Origin of the sequence: Streptomyces sp. NPDC021225 (assembly GCF_044332865.1) — a bacterium.
Lineage (GTDB): Bacteria > Actinomycetota > Actinomycetes > Streptomycetales > Streptomycetaceae > Streptomyces.
Window position 1 is genome coordinate 266,636 of the sequence record NZ_JBIRPV010000003.1, and the last position, 15,942, is coordinate 282,577.

The 15,942-nt window shown below is 68.6% G+C and carries 12 protein-coding genes and 2 pseudogenes; 4 read left to right on the plus strand and 10 right to left on the minus strand.

Annotated features, from left to right (window positions below; all coding sequences use genetic code 11):
- Nucleotides 1-57: 57 nt before the first annotated feature.
- The 4 genes and pseudogenes from ACH4S9_RS14845 to ACH4S9_RS14860 form a co-directional block, all read right to left on the minus strand.
- A pseudogene (locus tag ACH4S9_RS14845) lies at nucleotides 58-750 on the minus strand (SDR family NAD(P)-dependent oxidoreductase).
- 120 nt (nucleotides 751-870) lie between these two features.
- Entirely contained in the window at nucleotides 871-1,338 is a 468-nt protein-coding gene (locus ACH4S9_RS14850; protein WP_311729962.1) for a transposase family protein, read from the minus strand.
- Between the two features lie 76 nt (nucleotides 1,339-1,414).
- Nucleotides 1,415-1,984: a TetR-like C-terminal domain-containing protein gene (locus tag ACH4S9_RS14855; protein ID WP_311729963.1), complete on the minus strand. Its 570-nt coding sequence runs from the start codon at nucleotides 1,982-1,984 to the stop codon at nucleotides 1,415-1,417.
- Nucleotides 1,985-2,261: 277 nt separating this feature from the next.
- Nucleotides 2,262-3,263 carry a helix-turn-helix transcriptional regulator gene (locus ACH4S9_RS14860; RefSeq protein WP_398372071.1) on the minus strand — a complete coding sequence of 334 codons (1,002 nt, stop codon included), beginning with the start codon at nucleotides 3,261-3,263 and terminating at the stop codon, nucleotides 2,262-2,264.
- A 158-nt stretch (nucleotides 3,264-3,421) separates the two neighbouring features.
- Here ACH4S9_RS14860 and ACH4S9_RS14865 point away from each other — a divergent pair, with 158 nt between their 5' ends.
- From ACH4S9_RS14865 to ACH4S9_RS14875, 3 genes are all read left to right on the plus strand, one after another.
- Complete coding sequence (locus tag ACH4S9_RS14865; RefSeq protein WP_358644738.1) at nucleotides 3,422-3,844, plus strand: VOC family protein; 423 nt, start codon at nucleotides 3,422-3,424, stop codon at nucleotides 3,842-3,844.
- A 108-nt stretch (nucleotides 3,845-3,952) separates the two neighbouring features.
- Nucleotides 3,953-4,984 (plus strand): aldo/keto reductase, encoded by a 1,032-nt coding sequence (locus tag ACH4S9_RS14870; RefSeq protein WP_311729965.1) that lies wholly within the window; start codon nucleotides 3,953-3,955, stop codon nucleotides 4,982-4,984.
- A gap of 7 nt (nucleotides 4,985-4,991) precedes the next feature.
- Nucleotides 4,992-6,089: a winged helix DNA-binding domain-containing protein gene (locus ACH4S9_RS14875; protein ID WP_385343834.1), complete on the plus strand. Its 1,098-nt coding sequence runs from the start codon at nucleotides 4,992-4,994 to the stop codon at nucleotides 6,087-6,089.
- A 102-nt stretch (nucleotides 6,090-6,191) separates the two neighbouring features.
- Here the strand turns inward: ACH4S9_RS14875 and ACH4S9_RS14880 are convergent, their stop codons facing one another.
- The 6 genes and pseudogenes from ACH4S9_RS14880 to ACH4S9_RS14905 all read right to left on the minus strand — a co-directional run bounded on the left by ACH4S9_RS14880 (nucleotide 6,192) and on the right by ACH4S9_RS14905 (nucleotide 11,687).
- The gene (locus ACH4S9_RS14880) at nucleotides 6,192-6,962 is read right to left on the minus strand and encodes an SDR family oxidoreductase (RefSeq protein ID WP_385343831.1); all 771 of its coding nucleotides are present in this window, start codon (nucleotides 6,960-6,962) and stop codon (nucleotides 6,192-6,194) included.
- Between the two features lie 189 nt (nucleotides 6,963-7,151).
- Nucleotides 7,152-7,553, minus strand: coding sequence for a heme-binding protein (locus tag ACH4S9_RS14885; protein WP_385343828.1), 402 nt, complete (start codon nucleotides 7,551-7,553; stop codon nucleotides 7,152-7,154).
- 106 nt (nucleotides 7,554-7,659) lie between these two features.
- A complete protein-coding gene (locus ACH4S9_RS14890) occupies nucleotides 7,660-8,859 on the minus strand; it encodes a YbfB/YjiJ family MFS transporter (RefSeq protein ID WP_398372982.1) in 1,200 nt (399 codons plus the stop codon).
- 519 nt (nucleotides 8,860-9,378) lie between these two features.
- Nucleotides 9,379-9,684: a DUF1330 domain-containing protein gene (locus ACH4S9_RS14895; protein ID WP_385343825.1), complete on the minus strand. Its 306-nt coding sequence runs from the start codon at nucleotides 9,682-9,684 to the stop codon at nucleotides 9,379-9,381.
- A complete protein-coding gene (locus tag ACH4S9_RS14900; RefSeq protein WP_385343822.1) occupies nucleotides 9,681-10,370 on the minus strand; it encodes a type 1 glutamine amidotransferase domain-containing protein in 690 nt (229 codons plus the stop codon). The genes ACH4S9_RS14895 and ACH4S9_RS14900 overlap by 4 nt, the downstream gene beginning before the upstream one ends.
- 211 nt (nucleotides 10,371-10,581) lie before the next feature.
- A pseudogene (locus ACH4S9_RS14905) lies at nucleotides 10,582-11,687 on the minus strand (integrase core domain-containing protein).
- Nucleotides 11,688-12,384: 697 nt separating this feature from the next.
- Between ACH4S9_RS14905 and ACH4S9_RS14910 the strand changes: the two are divergent.
- Nucleotides 12,385-15,927: a S8 family serine peptidase gene (locus tag ACH4S9_RS14910; RefSeq protein WP_398372076.1), complete on the plus strand. Its 3,543-nt coding sequence runs from the start codon at nucleotides 12,385-12,387 to the stop codon at nucleotides 15,925-15,927.
- Nucleotides 15,928-15,942: the final 15 nt, after the last annotated feature.

Consider the following 15,942-nt stretch of genomic DNA (forward strand, 5'->3'; position numbering starts at 1 on the left):
GTGTCGCAGCTCTCAAGCTTCGTTCGGGCATGACCTGCTGCAGCAGACACCATGTCCTCATCGCCGCCAGGCTCCCGCCGCCGCGGCCCTCACGACGTAGTCCTCGAAACTCCGGGGCGCGCGACCCAGAACGGTGGCCACGCCGTCGGCCGTACCGGCGATCACCCCGCGTTCCATCATGACGAACATCTCGGTGAGGTGGTGGGCGTCGTCCTGGCTCCAGCCCTGGTCGAGCAGCGTCGCGGTGTACTCGGCCGGGCTGATCTGCTTGTAGGTGATGGGCTGCCCGGACGCTCGCGAGATCAGCTCCACGGCCTCGGCGAAGGTCAGCGCGCGCCCCGGTGAGCTCGTAGATCCGTCCGGCGTGGCAGCCGCGCTCGGTCAGCACCGCAGCCGCGACGTCGGCGACATCTTCCAGGTCGACGAACGGCTCGGGGACGGCACCGGACGGAAGTGCCAACTCGCCGACGACCAGCGGGGCGTGGAGAGCAGGACCAGACGCTGCACGCCGGCGGCCTCGGCCCGTGTCACGAAGTCGTGCACCGGGCCAGGCACGGTCGGCGGCACGATGCAGACGGTGGCGATGCCTCGCAGCGCCCGGTCCCATCCGGCGAGGTCGGTCCAGTCGAACGGAGTCCGGCTGGACCGGGAGGCGGCGTGCACCGGTGTGCCACGCAGCCGCAGCCGGGCGGCGACCCGGCGGCCGGTCTTGCCGGTGGCGTCGAGAACGAGAGTTGTGCTGTTGTCCATGGCGGCGTTTCAACGGCGCCGTCGCGGACGATTCCATGGGTAAAGAGCTCGATTGCCTGTGTATTCGTCTCTCCTCGCGGGAGTGGACGTCTTCGCTGACCTGTTTCGTGGTGTACGGGCTCAGGGGTCACTGTTCGGCAGCTCGACCCTGTCTGGTTCGATCTTGCATGCCTCAGAGTCGAGAAACGCGGTGATGTCGTCCGGTGTCCGGAATCGGGCTGTGGAGGCGGTGACGGTGAAACCGTGGGCTTCGAGGAGCGGGCGGACGTCTTTCACTGCGCGGCTGATGGTCATAGCGGTGGTGTTGAAGAGTCGACCGAGGAGCTCCTGGCGAGAGTGTTTCCGCAGGTAGAGGATGGTGACCAAGATCTGGTCGGCGGGTGTGAGGCTAGGTTTGCGGCCTGTGCCGCGGGCGATACAGCGTGGTCCGCCGCGGGCTGCATGGCGGGCCCGCTCACGATGCTCTTCCAGCCCGGGTATCAGGGTGTGGGTCAGGTCGCTGAGCTGTTCGCGGGTCATGCCGGTCAGTTCGGGGTGTCGCAAGTCGTGGGGGGTGAAGGAGTCGGAGTCGCCAGCTAAGGTGCTCATGGCCTCAAGCCTCTTGGTTCTGGATGGGGTGTCGGGTCGGTGTGTGAGGACCGGTCGCCGGATGAAACATGCCAGGTCAGGGAATGGACCGGCTCCGCAGCGCGGCGTCGAGTGCGTCTAGGGTCCAGGTCCAGGATTGCTGCGCGGCGATGTCAGTGTGGTCGAAGGCACCGGCCGCCTCCAAGGTGGCGTAGCCGAGGAAGACGCTGCCCAGCATGCGGACCGCGTGTGTCTGGTCCGGCTCGGCCAAGTCGTAGCCACGCAGGATGGCCCGCGTCATCTGCGCGTGCCTGGGGCCGGCGCTAACTGCGGCGGTCTGCGGGTCCAGCCGGTACCGGGCTGCTTCGTACCGGCCGGGGTGCGCGCGGGCGTAGTCTCGATAGGCGTTCGCGAAGGCCGTCAGAGCGTCTTTGCCCGCGCGGCCGGCCACGGCGTCCGCGACCCTGTCGGCCAGTTCCGTAAGTGAGAACAGCGCGATGCGGGTCTTGAGCTCGTGGGAGTTCTTCAGGTGCGAGTACAGGCTCGCCGGCTTCACATCGAAACGCCGGGCAAGCGCCGACAGGGTCACCTGGTCGAAACCAGCTTCATCGGCGAGCTCCGCACCTGCGAGCGTCAGCCGCTCCGGGCTCAGTCCTGCCCGAACCATAGCTATCACCCACCTTCAGGTTCCTATGCTAAGTATGCATACACCTACATGCTATCGGCAAATCGGAGTGTGATGTAGCGAGGGCGTGGCGAGCTCTGTGGGATGGTGAGCGTGGCGGCGGCCCAGGGCACGCGAAGCGCACGGGCCCCGCGCCGCGACTCGCACAAACGGTCGTTCGTTTATGCGAACCCCTTCCCTGCTCTCGGATCGCGTGTAACTGAGTGTTGGGTCGGCCCCGGAGGTTCGGAGGGCTTGAGCAACGTGGTGAGTTCTGTTCTCACCGCGCCGGGCCGGTCTCTGGTCTTGTGGTGCGGGCGGCGTGGGCGTAGCGGGCGGCGAGGTCCCCGAATGCGGTGGCCAGTTGGGGTGGGCCGATGACTTCGATATCGGTGTCGAAGCGGCCGATGGCGGCGGCGAGACCGGTCCATGACCAGGAGCCGAGAATGAGCCGGCAGTGACGGGAGCCGAGTTCCTCAACGATTCCGTCCTGGGCGAAGGGCGCGACATCGGCGGCCGGGAGGCGGAGGATGACTTCGCCTTGGCAGGGCCAGTCGGCGGTGGTGCCGTCGTTGCCGCGGAATCGGCTGGTGATGAAGGTGGAGACGGTGCCGCCGGGGAGGTCACGAGGGGTGAAGCGGGGGCCGGTGGGTGTGCGGGGCCGGATGCGGTCGACGCGGAAGGTACGCCAGTCCTCGCGGTGGAGGTCCCAGGCCACGAGGTACCAGCGATGACGCCAGGTGACCAGGTGGTGGGGTTCTACGCGGCGGGCGTCATCGGCCGAGGTGCTTGGACCCGGGGCGTAGTCGAAGCGCAGTTCCTCGCGGGCGTGGATGGCGCGGCTCAGGTCCATCAGGACCTGAGCGTCGACCTGGAAGGTGTGGCCGAACGCCGCGGGCGGTTGGACGGCGGTGATGTGCAACAGGTCGATGCGGTGGCGCAGGCGGGGTGGCATGACCTGACGGAGGGTGGCCAGCGCGCGGGTAGCGTCTTCGGCGACGGTGGTGCCGGCGGCCGCGGTCTGCAGCGCGACGGCCAGGGCGACGGCCTGGTTGTCGTCGAACAGCATGGGCGGCAGGTGAGTGCCGGCCTCCAGGCGGTAGCCGCCGGCCGGTCCTTTGAGGGTCTTGATCGGGTAGTCGAGTTCGCGCAGGCGGTCGATGTCACGGCGCACTGTGCGCGACGTGATGCCGAGACGCTCGGCGAGATCATCGCCGGACCAGTCACGGGGCGTTTGAAGGAGCGAGAGCAGCGCGAGCAGCCGGGCAGATGTTTTATGCATGGCACCCATATTCCCTGGAGTACCGGACACAACCTGTCCTCTACCTCTGCCATCGTGGCATACGAGCCGTTCGGGAGGCATCGCTCCTGGTCACGGCAGCGGCCGCTGGAGCTGGGACGGTCGGCGGTGTATTCATAACATCGAGCAAGGAGCAGGTCATGTCCGTCACGACCACCACTCACCTGAACTTCCGGGGCGCCGCACGTGAGGCGCTGGACTTCTACCAGTCCGTCTTCGGCGGACGTACTGTCGCGGTCACCTACAAGGACGCGGGCGCCGTGCAGGATGAGAGCGAGGCGGACTGGGTGATGTGGGGCGAGGTGGCCGGCGACAACGGCTTCCACGTGATGGCCTACGACGTGCCCTCGCAGCTGCCCTGGAACCAGGGCGAGAACCCGTTCTTCGTCTCCGTGCGTGGCGACGACGCCGAGGAGATCAGCGCCCTGTGGGGCAAGCTTGCCGAGAGCTCGACCATCGTGCGTCCGCTGGAGCCCGCGCAGTGGGCACCGCTGTACGGCATGCTCACCGACCGCTTCGGCATCACCTGGGTCCTGGACGTCACCGCTCCGTACAACGGCTAAACCAACCGACCGACCTGACATGCCTGCGCCGTCCGGGCCGCAGCCGCACGGGCGGCCCGGACGGCGCAGGCACCGAACACGTACGGCAGCGGAAGGAAACGGGACACCGTGAGGATGCGGAAGCTGGGACGGACCGGCATCGAAGTCAGTGCCTACTGCCTGGGCACCATGATGTTCGGCAAAATGGGCAATCCTGATCACGACGACTGCGTGCACATGATCCACCGGGCGCTGGATGCAGGCATCAATCTTGTCGACACCGCCGATGTGTACGGCTACAGCGAGACCGAGGAGATCGTCGGAAAGGCCCTCAAAGGGCGCCGCGACGAGGTCGTGCTGGCAACCAAGTTCAACGGACCAATGGGCGAGGACCCCAACCGCAGCGGCAGCTCCCGGCGCTGGGTCGTCCAGGCGGTCGAGGGCTCACTGAAGCGGCTGCAAACCGACTACATCGACCTCTACCAGATCCACCACCCCGACCCGCACACCGACATCGAGGAGACCCTCTCCGCGCTCACCGACCTCGTGCGTGCCGGGAAGGTTCGCGCGATCGGCTCCTCCAACCTGCCGGCCTCGGAAATCGTCGAGGCCCAGTGGGTGTCCCAGCAGCGTGGACTGCACCGCCTGCGAACCGAGCAGCCCACCTACTCCATCCTCAACCGCGGCATCGAGCGGGAGGTCCTGCCCACCTGCCGCCGCTACGGCATCGGCGTTCTGGTGTGGAGCCCGCTCGCCATGGGCCTGCTCACCGGCCGCTACCGCAAGAACGCCCCGCGGCCCGACAACGCCCGCATGCACTGGGTCCCCCGACACCTCACCGACGAACACAAGCTTGATGCCGTCGAGCAGCTACTCACCCTCGCCGAAGAATCCGGCCACTCCCTCACCCACCTCGCCATGGCTTTCGCCACCAGCCACCCCGACGTCACCACCGCCATCATCGGCCCACGCACCATGGACCAGCTCGACGACCTGCTCGCCGGCGCCACCCTCACCCTCGACGACGACATCCTCGACAAGATCGACACCATCGTCCCGCCAGGTACCGACATCAGCCCTCTGGACGTCTCCTACACACCCCTCTCCCTCACCCGCACGGACCTGCGCCGACGCCCGCCCCACGAGCGGGCCGCCGCCTGAGAACCTCATGACCGTTCTCGACAGCCGCGCCCTCAACCGCGCCACCCTCGCCCGCCAGCACCTGCTCACGCGCACCGACACATCCGTGCCCGAGACGGTGGCCCACCTCTGCGGCCTGCAGGCCCAAGAACCCCAGGAACCCTTCATCGGGCTGTGGTCCCGCCTGACCGACTTCAATCCCAGGCAACTGGACGACGCGCTGACCGGCCGCACCGTGGTACGCACCCACCTGATGCGCCGCACCGTCCACCTCGTCACCTCCGACGACGCGCTCGCCTGGCGAGCCCGCCACGACACCATGCTGCGCCAGCGAGTGCTGGGCACCTGGCGGCGCGAACTGGCCGGCATCGACGTGGACGAGGTCGCCGCAGCCGGCCGCGCGGCCGTTGCCGACCGGCAGCCCCGCACCATGAGCGAGCTCGTACAAGAAGCCGTCGAAGACCGCTGGCCCGGCCCACCACGCAGGGTCCTGGGCGAGCTGCTCGTCGCAGCCCTCATCCCCATGGCCCAACTCCCGCCCCGCGGCCTCTGGCACCAGAGGGCGGGCGTACGCAACCTGCCGTTGGCCACCTGGCTGGAACGGGACATCGACCCCCTGCCCGCCCAGGACGGCGATCCCGTTGGGCAGCAGCTGTTGCGCCGCTACCTTGCTGCCTACGGGCCCGCCGCCAGCACGGACCTACGCGCCTGGTGCGGCCTCGCCGGCCTTCCCGCCGCAGTCAAAGCCATCCGAGAAGAACTGGTTGCCTTCCGCGACGAACGCGGCCGCGAACTGCTCGACCTGCCCGACGCACCCCGCCCCCACCCCGACACCCCCGCCCCCGTCCGGTTCCTCCCGGCCTTCGACAACGCCATCCTCGGCTACCATGACCGCAGCCGCATCATCGACGACGCCCACCTCGGCCTGTCCGTCGCAGGCCACCGCACCGTCCTCGTCGACGGACGCGTCACCGCCACCTGGACCGCACGCGACCACCTACTTCGTGTCAGCCCCCTTCGTCCCCTCACCGCCCTGGAACAAGAAGCCGTCCAGGCCGAAGCCAAGGACCTGGCCACCTTCCTGGACGAAGACATCGAGCACATCCAACTCGGCACCGAGAGCTGAGCTGTAAACTCACCGTCAGACGTTGCTGCTTCCCACCGACACACCCCCCAGGTGAGTGGCCTAGTTCGAGGCCCATTTCGACCTCAGGCCATAAAGAAAAGCTCAGGCCGGCTGGCCGGTGGGCATGATCGTGACCTGTTGCAGATTGGCGCGCGGCGGCAGCGAGGCGACGAACACGATGGTCTCGGCGATGTCCTCGGAGTGCAGCATGATGTCGTGGATACCGGCCGTCCACTCCCGCACGCCCTTGTCGGTGACGTGGTCGTGCAGCTCGCTGTGCGTCATGCCGGGCTCGATCGCCGACACCCGTACGTGCTTCTCGCCGAGCTCGGCCCGCAGGTGGCGGGAGAGTTGCGTGACGTATGCCTTGGTGGCCGAGTACACGGCGAAATTCGGGAAGATGTTCTTCGCGGCGATCGAGGACAGGTTGACCAGGTCCGCGCCGCCGCGCTCGGCGCCCGCCGTGACCAGCTGCGGGACGAACGCGCCGATGACGTTCATCAGGCCGGTGATGTTCAGATCGATCTGACGCTGCCACTGGTCGGTGCGCAGCTCCTCGATGGGCGCCGGGAGCATGACTCCGGCGTTGTTCACGAGCAGGTCGACGGTGCCGAGCTCCCGCTCGGTCCGCTCGGCCGCCGCACGTACGGCATCGGCGTCGGTGACGTCGACGGCCAGCGCGAGGGCGGTGCCGCCGCTCTTCTCGATCTCGGCGGCCAGCACCTGGAGCCGGTCGGCGCGGCGGGCCAGCAGCGCGACCTTGGCGCCGCGGGCGGCCAGGCGCTTGGCGGTGGCTTCGCCGATACCGCTGGAGGCGCCCGTGACCACGGCGATCCGGCCGGCGAGCGTGCTGTCGTTGATCAGTTCAGACATGGGGCGAAAGTTCCTTCACGACTGTCGGGTGCGGCGGTCGGGTATTCGCCGCTGCAGAGATCATTCGGGCCGACCGCGGCATGCTGCCCGGCCCGGAGCGTCGCCAATTCGCAACGCGAGGCAGTTTTTCCGTTTACAGTGCGTCGATCGCCGGGACTGCCTGGGGGCCGGCGGCAGACGGTGAAAGGGTCAGTACGCCTGGACGGCGGCTTCGGCAACGCGGACGTCCTGGTCGACGGTGCCGCCGGAGACGCCGACGGCACCGACCATGCGGCCGTCCGCGTCCACGATCGGCACCCCGCCACCGAAAGAGATCAGACCGCCGTTGCTGTGCTCGATACCGTAGACAGGACCGCCGGGCTGCGAGATCTCACCCAGGGCCCCACTGGGCTTCGGGAAGAGTATTGAGGTCTTGGCCTTCTTCAGTGCCAGGTCGATCGAGCCGAGCCAGGCGCCGTCCATCCTCGTGAAGTGCAGCAGGTGGCCGCCGGCATCGACAATCGCGATGTTCATCGCGGTGCCCATCTCCTCAGCTGCGCTCTGGGCGGCGGCATCGAGGCTAGTCGCGACATTCAGGCTGATGGTGGACATGGTGTGGCCTTTCGTTGGGGTGAGCCGTTGCACGCGGTGGCCGACCCCAACGTTCCTGGGGCCGCCACCCACCCAGGAACGTTGGGGCCAGAGCTGCTTTTTCTCCTCAGTTGCTCCGGTCCTGGAGGGTGTGGGGAGGCCAGGGAACATGAAGGTGTGGGGGGCGCGACGCGGACGACTTCCGTGCCAGGTGGGACGGTTCGCTCATGTGGCCCACCCGGTGCGGATAGCGGATCCTGAGCACTGCGGCCGCCAGCGTCGCGGCGGCCAGGACGGTGCTGGCCAGCAGCAGGGGTGCCGAGTAGCCGGTTCCCAGCAGGGGCCGGGAGATCAGGGGGCCGATGATCTGCCCGGTTCCGTAGCCCGCCGTCAGCAGTGCGACGGCTCGCGGCACTTGGAGGTGCTCACCGAGGGCGAGGGCCAGGGAGGTGATGCCCACGAACGTGCCGCCGAAGGCGGCCGCGGCGACGAGCGCGCTGATGTTGCCGGGAACCAGCCCGGTGAGGGCGATACCGGCGGCCTGGAGCAGCAGGGCGACGGCCAGCAGGGTGGGGCGGCTCCACCGCCGGGCCAGGGCCGTCCACAATGCCGAACCGGGGATCGCGGCCAGTCCGACGACGACCCACGCGCCTGCGCCGACCCAGCCGGGGGCGTCCTGGGTGATCGAGGCGACGAGGAAGGTGCCCGCGATGATGTAGCCGATGCCTTCGAGGGTGTAGCTCAGCGCCGGTGCGGCGAACCAACGGTGCGTACGGGGGCGGGCCTTCGCCGCGCCGACCGCCGCCGACGCCGGTGAGGCCGGCGGGGCGAGGTTCCACGAGACTGCGGTCAACAGCAGCGTGAGGACGGCGGCGATCCACCACGCCGTACGCCATGTCGCCACCTCGCGAACGGCCAGGACCAGCAGTCCCGAGAACACGATCCCCGCGCCGATACCACCGAATCCCCAGCCGACCAGGTGCGGGGCCGACCGGCGCAAGCCGGACAACAGCGCCCCGACCGCGTGGACGAAGGCGAGCGCGCTGGTGAACCCGGCGATGAGGCGCAGCCCTGACCAGGCCGTGACGTTCTGCGTGAGGGGCATCAGGGCGGGCGAGGCAGCCATCGCGATCATCGAGGCACGCATCACCAGGCGTGAGCGGACCAGTTGGGGCGCGAAGCTGCCGGTCAGCGCGCCGGCCAGGTAGCCGACGTAGTTGGCTGTCGCCAGGTTTGCCCCGCTCGTGGCCGAGAGGCCTGCCTGATCGTGCATCAGCGGCAGGATCGGGGTGTAGACGAAGCGGGCGACCCCGTTGCTGGCGGCCAGCGCCGCGGCTCCCTGGAGCGCTGTGGCCTAGGGTGCGGGTCCGGGAAGCCGTCGTTCGGCCGCCGATGTTCGTTCGAGGGTGAGAGTCATGGAAGGGTCCTTTCGGGAAGTGCCTGGCACGGTGCTGCGGCCGAATCGGGCGGCGGCAGCATCGGCGCCAGTTCCGCGGCGGAAACGCCACGGAGACCCTTCGCGGCCCATGGGGGGCATCAACAGGGTGGAAAGCCTGGTGTGTCTGACATCTGGTCCAGGTGTCGCCCGTGCAGCGGGGCGCCTGCTCGTCGCCCGGCCGGCTCCCCGCCTGGGGTCTGCTCGAACCGGCCGAAGCCGCGGCGGGCGCCGACTGGGCCCAGTGGCCGCGGCGTCGTCAGTGCGGTGGCGGCTCCGGCAATGGGGGTGTCGCCGTCGGTGAGTTCGACTCTGGCTGCGAGTTCCCGTCGCCGCTGACCGGTGTGGCGCCTGCGGCTAGGACGGTGTCCGTCTGCGCCGGACTGCGGTGCAGACGGACACCTTGTCGTCTCAGCGGGCCTGGGTGTCGTCGACTCCTTCGACGATGAACGCGCGGTAGTCCGCACCGGCCCGGCGGTGGGGCAGTGCTGCCTGGTAGGCCGGGCTCTCGTACCATGCGCGCGCGTCCGCAACGCTTTCGAAGCGGTGGATCAGCACACCGTCGAACGGTGCGCCCTCCAGGGTTTCGATCGCCCCGTATCCGACGAGGGGTGTCACGTCGTGGCCTGTCCGGGCCGCCCAGGCCGAGCCGGCGTAGAGGGCCAGCTCGGCCGGGTCGGTCACGCGCTCGCGGAGCATGACCACGTAGGCGCTCACACGCCGCCCTTGGTGACCAGCTCGATCAGGGCGTCGGCCGCGGGAGCGGAGGAGGCGGGGTTCTGCCCGGTGATCAGCAGACCGTCCTGCAGGACGTAGGGGGTCCAGTCGTCGGCCTTGGAGTAGACGCCTCCGAGCTTGGTGAGTTCGTCCTCGACCAGGAAGGGGACGACGTCGGTGAGCTGGACGGCCGCTTCCTCGGAGTTGGCGAATCCGGTGACCTTCTTACCCGCCACCAGCGGGGTGCCGTCCTCGTTGACCGTGTGCCGCAGGACGCCGGGGGCGTGGCACACCAGTCCCACCGGCTTGCCCGAGCGGAGGGTCGTTTCGATCAGCCGCGCGGAGACGGTGTCCTCGGCCAGGTCCCACAGCGGCCCGTGCCCGCCGGGGTAGAAGACCGCGTCGAAGCCGCCGGCCGCGACCGAGTCGAGGCGCACGGTGTTCGCCAGTGCGTTGGTCGCCTCCGGGTCGGCCTCGAAGCGCCGGGTGTCGTCGGTCTGGAAGCCGGGTTCGTTGCTCTTGGGGTCCAGCGGCGGCTGCCCGCCCTTGGGCGAGGCGAGGGTGATCTCCCAGCCGGCATCCTTGAAGCGGTAGTACGGCGCCGCCAGCTCCTCCAGCCAGAACCCGGTCTTGAGACCGGTGTCCCCCAGCTCGTCGTGCGAGGTGAGAACGATCAGAACCTTCATGACACACTCCCGTGAGTAGACCAGTCTACTATTGATGTTGAAACTGGGTCCCCATGACCGGACCGGGCATGGGGCGCGGGCCTTCTACAGGTGCAGAAGCTTGCAGGTTGTCGCTGTGACGGTGTCGAGCGGGGCCAGACTGCGGTGGATCTTGGCCATGACGCTGGCGCCGAGCCACATGTCGTACAGGTGAAGGGTGTCTTTATTCCAATCAGGCTGCTGAGCTGGGCGTTTCCTGTGGATGATGCGGCGGCCGGGGTGGCATGGTGTGGTACTCGTTGAGCAGTCCGCCAAGTACCTGCTGGCGCTTGACCCCGGCAGAGGGCAGGGGGATGACGTTCGGGTCGTCGTCGGGTGCTCGTAGGCCGAGGCTGCGGTGGGCTCGTCCCCCGTTGTAGTGCTCCGCGTACGTGGTAAGGACCGTGCGCAGGTGCCGTTCGCCGGTGATGAGGATTCTGTCGGTGCATTCGGCGCGGGCTGTGCGTATCCATCGTTCGGCGAGCGCGTTGGACCGGGGGCTTTGCGGCGGGGTCGGGATGACGGCTGTGCCGTTGCCGGCGAGGACGGCGTCGAATGCGGCGGTGAACTTGCTGTCCCGGTCACGGATGAGGAACCGGAAGCACTCAGCTCTGTCTTCGAGGTCCATGAGCAGGTTGCGGGCGAGTTGGATGACCCATGCGCCGGTCGGGTGGGCGGTGACGCCCAGGACGTGAACGCGCCGGGTGGCGATCTCCATGACGAAGAAGACGTAGAGGCGTTTGAGGAAGACGGTGTCCACGTGCATGAAATCGCAGGCGAGCAGCGTGTGGGCCTGGGCTCGGAGGAAGGTACGCCAGGTCTGCTGGGATGCTCGCTGCGGCGCGGGTGGTAGGCCGGAGCGGCGCAGGACGCGCCGGATCGTGGCGGCGGCAACCCGATGGCCAAGCCGTCGGAGCTCACCTTGGATCCTGACGTACCCCCAGGTCGGGTTCTCTCGCGCCAGGCGCTGGATGAGTGCCGCAGTCTCTTCTGCCAGCGGTGGCCGGCCGGGTCTGACCGCCGTCTGGCGCCACTTGCAGCGCACCAGACGGCGGTGCCAGTTCAGCAGCGTGCCCGGGGTGACTAGCCGATGGCGGCGCAAGGCAGATGCCGTGCGAGAGCGGAGAGTACGGCACGATCAGCCCATGTGAGCTGCGGTCGGTCGATCTGCCGGCGCAGCACAGCGACCTCGTGGCGGAGAGCGAGGATCTCGGCGTTGTTTGCGGCGGTCGAGCGGCCCAGCAAAAGGAAGCAGCCCAGCAGTCGGCAGAAGATCAGGTAGAGCAGTCGCAGACCCACGATCAGTGATCATGCCCATACTTGGGTGACTGCAAAGCCCCAGGTCATCCGCCGCACAGCAATAAAGACACCCTTCAGGCACCTACCTGTCGCTGCACCACTACGGGTTCTGGAAGAACTACGCCACGTACGTCGAGTGGGTGGCCGACCTCAAGGAGCGCATTCGGCCGCTTCGGGCTGACCGTGGACGGCGAGGGCGAGCGGGTCTGGTTGGACTCGCCGGACAATCCGGTGCCGTCCCAAGGACCCATGTGGGCCGAACACATCGCGACATGTGAACCAGACGTAAATTGTGCGGCGGCGTACGTCGGCTATGTGCGAACAAGTGAGCACGCGCTGCGAAAACCGAACAGCGGTTTCCGCGCCCGGCGGTCCGGTACCGAATTCCCCGCGGTTACAGCTGCGTTTCCGGTTTCCCCCGTTCGTCGAAAACTCTTCCTTGTTTGATCATCAGGGTTTAGATTCCTCCCGCCCCATCCACCTTTGTGAGTCAGGAAACATCTTGGCAATGAACTGGTCCGGCAGGCAATGCCTGTTGGGTTTCGGAGCAGCCCTGCTGGTCATAGCGGCGACCCCGCCTCTGTCCGCAACTGCTCAGCCTCCATCCGCCGAAGTCCGCGGCAGCGCGGCAGGCCCCTCCGCCACCGGCCTTCCGAAGCCCGTTTCCGTCACCTTGCTGACCGGCGACAAGGTCACCATGACCCCGGCGGGGAAGAATCCCGCCACCATCACCGTGCAGGGGCCCGACGGACGAGACGCCGACGCCAGAATTAGCAACGTCGGCAAGGACACCTACGTTTACCCCGCCTCGGCTGCCGAATACCTGGCGGCCGGCAAGCTGGACTCGCGGCTGTTCAACATCACCGAGCTCATCGCCGACGGTTACGACGACGCGCACATCAAGCATGTGCCACTGATCGTCACCTATGCGAAGGGCCTGGGCAGCTCCGCGAGCGGCGCGAGGAAGCAGGCCGCGGCGCTCCCGGACGAGGCGACCGACGTCCGGGCGCTCACCAGCGTCAACGGCGCGGCGCTCGCCGAGGAGCACAAGGACGCTGCCGATTTCTGGGAGTCCCTCACCGGCGGCAAGGGCGGGGCGGGGCTGCGGTCCTTCGACGCCGCCACGTTCACCGGTGGCGTGGCCAAGGTCTGGCTGGACGGAAAGGCCAGCGGTCAACTCGCCGACACCACGGCCCAGATAGGCGCCCCCGAGGTATGGGCTGCGGGGAACACCGGAGAAGGCGTCGACGTAGCGGTTCTGGACACCGGGTACGACGTCAGCCACCCCGACCTCGCGGGGGTCGCCTCGTCCGCGAGCTTCGTCCCCGACGAGGACGTCGACGACCAGCACGGGCACGGCACCCACGTCGCCTCCACGATCGCGGGCAGTGGCGCGGCCTCGGGCGGCAAGGAGAAGGGCGTCGCGCCCGGTGCCTCCCTGCACGTCGGGAAGGTGCTGAACAACGGCGGATCGGGCCAGGACTCCTGGATTCTGGCCGGCATGGAGTGGGCCGCCCGGGATGCGAAGGCCCGGGTGGTGAGCATGAGCCTGGGGACGGACGAGCCCAGCGACGGCACCGACCTGCTCAGCCAGGCGGTGGACGAGCTCAGTGCCGAGACCGGGGCGCTGTTCACCATCGCCGCGGGCAACTCGGGTCCCAGCGACCACACCGTCAGGGCGCCCGGTACGGCGAGCGCCGCACTGACCGTCGGCGCGGTCGACTCGCAGGACCGCATCGCCGACTTCTCCAGCCGGGGCCCGCGGTTGGGTGACGACGGGCTCAAGCCTGAGATCACCGCGCCCGGCGTCGACGTGCTGGCGGCCCGCTCCCATTACTTCTATATGGGCGAGGGGTATTACACGAAGCTGAGCGGCACCTCCATGGCGACGCCGCATGTCGCCGGTGCCGCCGCGCTGCTGGCCGCCCAGCATCCCGACTGGACCGGCGCCCAGCTCAAGGACGCCCTGGTGAGCACCGCGCGCGTGACCGACTCGATCAGCGCGGACGACGGAGGCAACGGAAGGGTGGACGCCGCGGCCGCCACCAAGGCCACGCTGTTCGCCACCGGCACCGCCGACGCGGGGATGCACTCCCTGGGCGGCGCGCCCGGCGAGACCGTCGAGAAGCCGGTGCGGTGGACCAACACCGCCGACCAGCCCGTCACCCTGGACCTGGCGGTCGACGCGCCCGGCGCCCCGGACGGGCTGTTCGCCCTCTCCGCTTCGAAGCTCACGGTGCCCGCCCACGGCAGCGTCTCGGCCACCCTGACCACATCGCTGGACAAGATGCCGGCGGCGCGCCGGTACACCGGCCACATCACCGCCTCCCTCTCCGGCGCGGTGGTGACCCGTACGCTCATCGGCGTCAGCACCCAGGAGAAGCCGCATCACCTGCGCGTCAAGCTCCAGGACCGGGCCGGGAACCCGGTCGACGGCCTGGTGGAGTTCCTGCGCAAGGGCGCCGGGGCGGGCGCTTACTTCCTCGCCTACAGCCAAGGGGGCGTGGTCGACCGGATCGTCCCGCCGGGCACCTACGCCGCCTGGACCTACGCGCCCGTGGAAGGCGTACACGGAAAGTACTCCCTGGGCGTCGCGCTGCTCGCCCAGCCCGAGATCGACGTGAGCAAAGACACCGACGTCGTCCTGGGCGGGTCCGCGCTCCATCTGACCGACGCTCCGACCCCCAGACCCAGCACCAGCGACGCCCAGGGCCGGATCGACTACTACCGCTCCTTCGGCGGCGACGAGAGCTCCGGCACCTCGCTCCTCGTCAGCGCGGAATATGACAGCGTCTGGGCGCAGCAGACCGGCAAGGTCGCCGCGGGCTCCCAGATCTACACCGTACGCTGGCGCAAACAGCAGCCGCTGCTCAGCCTGACCTCCGGCGGCCAGTCCTTCGACGACCTGTGGCTACAGCCCGGCTCGGGCAAACTACCCGCCGGCAGCAGCACGCTTGAGACCGTGTTCGCCGGCGCCGGCAAGAAGGAGGACTACGCCTCCCTGGACGCCCGGGGCAAGGCCGTCGTCATCCGGGGCCGCGGCGAGGAGCAGATCACCGCGGCCGAGGACGCGGGCGCGAAGGTCCTGCTGTTCGTCAACGGCGGGTACGGGCGGCTGCGCCAGGCCGTCGGCCGTACCCCGCTGACGGTCGTCGGACTGTCCAGGACGGAGGGCGAAGAGCTGATCTCACGGATCCAGCGCAGCAAGACCGGGAGCGTGGCCATGCGCTCCGTGTCCCACCCGGTCACCACCTACCTCTACGACCTGGTCCACAGCTGGCGCGACCGGATCCCGGCCGACCTGACCTACGCGCCGACGGGGCGTCAGCTGGCCCGGGTGGAGGTCGGATTCCGCAACGACCCGTCGCATGAGGTGCAGGAGTACCGCTACGACATCCAGCCGTACTCGGACCTCAGATACGGCGTGACCGCCATCTCCAACACCGGCACCCGCCGCACCGACTACCTCACCGCCGACAAGTCGGTCCCGTGGATGGAGGAGGTGTACGAGGTCAGCAAGGTCCCCGAGACCTGGCAGTACTCGGATCGGCTCACCTACCCGGCCGGCCGGACCACCGAGGTCGACTGGTTCGGCCCGATCCAGCGGCCACGGGTCAACCGGAGCATCGAACTTCCCCACCGGACGGGTGACAAGCTCGTCGCGTACGTTCCCGGCTGGGGCGACTCCGGCGAGAACCACGTCGGCACCTTCGGGTACGGACCCAACACCCAGACCACCGAGCTCTACCGGGACGGCGACGTTCTCGCCTCGACCGGAGGCGCCTGGATCGAGGCGGAAACCCGGCCGGCCAAGGCCGCTTACCGTCTGGTGACGAGCACCGCCCGGACCGGAACCTATCCCTACTCCACCAAGACCCATACCGAATGGACCTTCACCTCGGCCGCGGTCGAGGACAGTGAGACGGTGAGCCAACTGCCGCTCATCCAGCTCGACTACCGGATCCCGACCGCACAGGACGGACGAGCACGGCGTGACGCGAAGCTCGTCGTCACCCCGTCGCATCTGCCCGGCGGTCCGGGCGCCGCGCTCCGTACGACCAGTGTCGAGCTCTCCTACGACGACGGGGCGACCTGGAAGCGGGCGGACGTGGCCGCAGGGGCTCCGATCCGGTTGCACGCCCCCAAGGGTGCCCGATTCCTCACGCTGCGCGTCAAGGCGGCGGACACCCAGGGCGACACGGTGAGCCAGACCATCACCCGCGCGGTGGGCATCGCCTGATCCCGTTCGCCTGAT

Coding starts and splice junctions, on each gene's coding strand:
- ACH4S9_RS14850 (WP_311729962.1), bottom strand. CDS start 1,338: ATGAGCACCTTAGCTGGCGACTCCGACTCCTTCACCCCCCACGACTTG.
- ACH4S9_RS14855 (WP_311729963.1), bottom strand. CDS start 1,984: ATGGTTCGGGCAGGACTGAGCCCGGAGCGGCTGACGCTCGCAGGTGCG.
- ACH4S9_RS14860 (WP_398372071.1), bottom strand. CDS start 3,263: ATGCATAAAACATCTGCCCGGCTGCTCGCGCTGCTCTCGCTCCTTCAA.
- ACH4S9_RS14865 (WP_358644738.1), top strand. CDS start 3,422: ATGTCCGTCACGACCACCACTCACCTGAACTTCCGGGGCGCCGCACGT.
- ACH4S9_RS14875 (WP_385343834.1), top strand. CDS start 4,992: ATGACCGTTCTCGACAGCCGCGCCCTCAACCGCGCCACCCTCGCCCGC.
- ACH4S9_RS14880 (WP_385343831.1), bottom strand. CDS start 6,962: ATGTCTGAACTGATCAACGACAGCACGCTCGCCGGCCGGATCGCCGTG.
- ACH4S9_RS14885 (WP_385343828.1), bottom strand. CDS start 7,553: ATGTCCACCATCAGCCTGAATGTCGCGACTAGCCTCGATGCCGCCGCC.
- ACH4S9_RS14900 (WP_385343822.1), bottom strand. CDS start 10,370: ATGAAGGTTCTGATCGTTCTCACCTCGCACGACGAGCTGGGGGACACC.
- ACH4S9_RS14910 (WP_398372076.1), top strand. CDS start 12,385: ATGACCCCGGCGGGGAAGAATCCCGCCACCATCACCGTGCAGGGGCCC.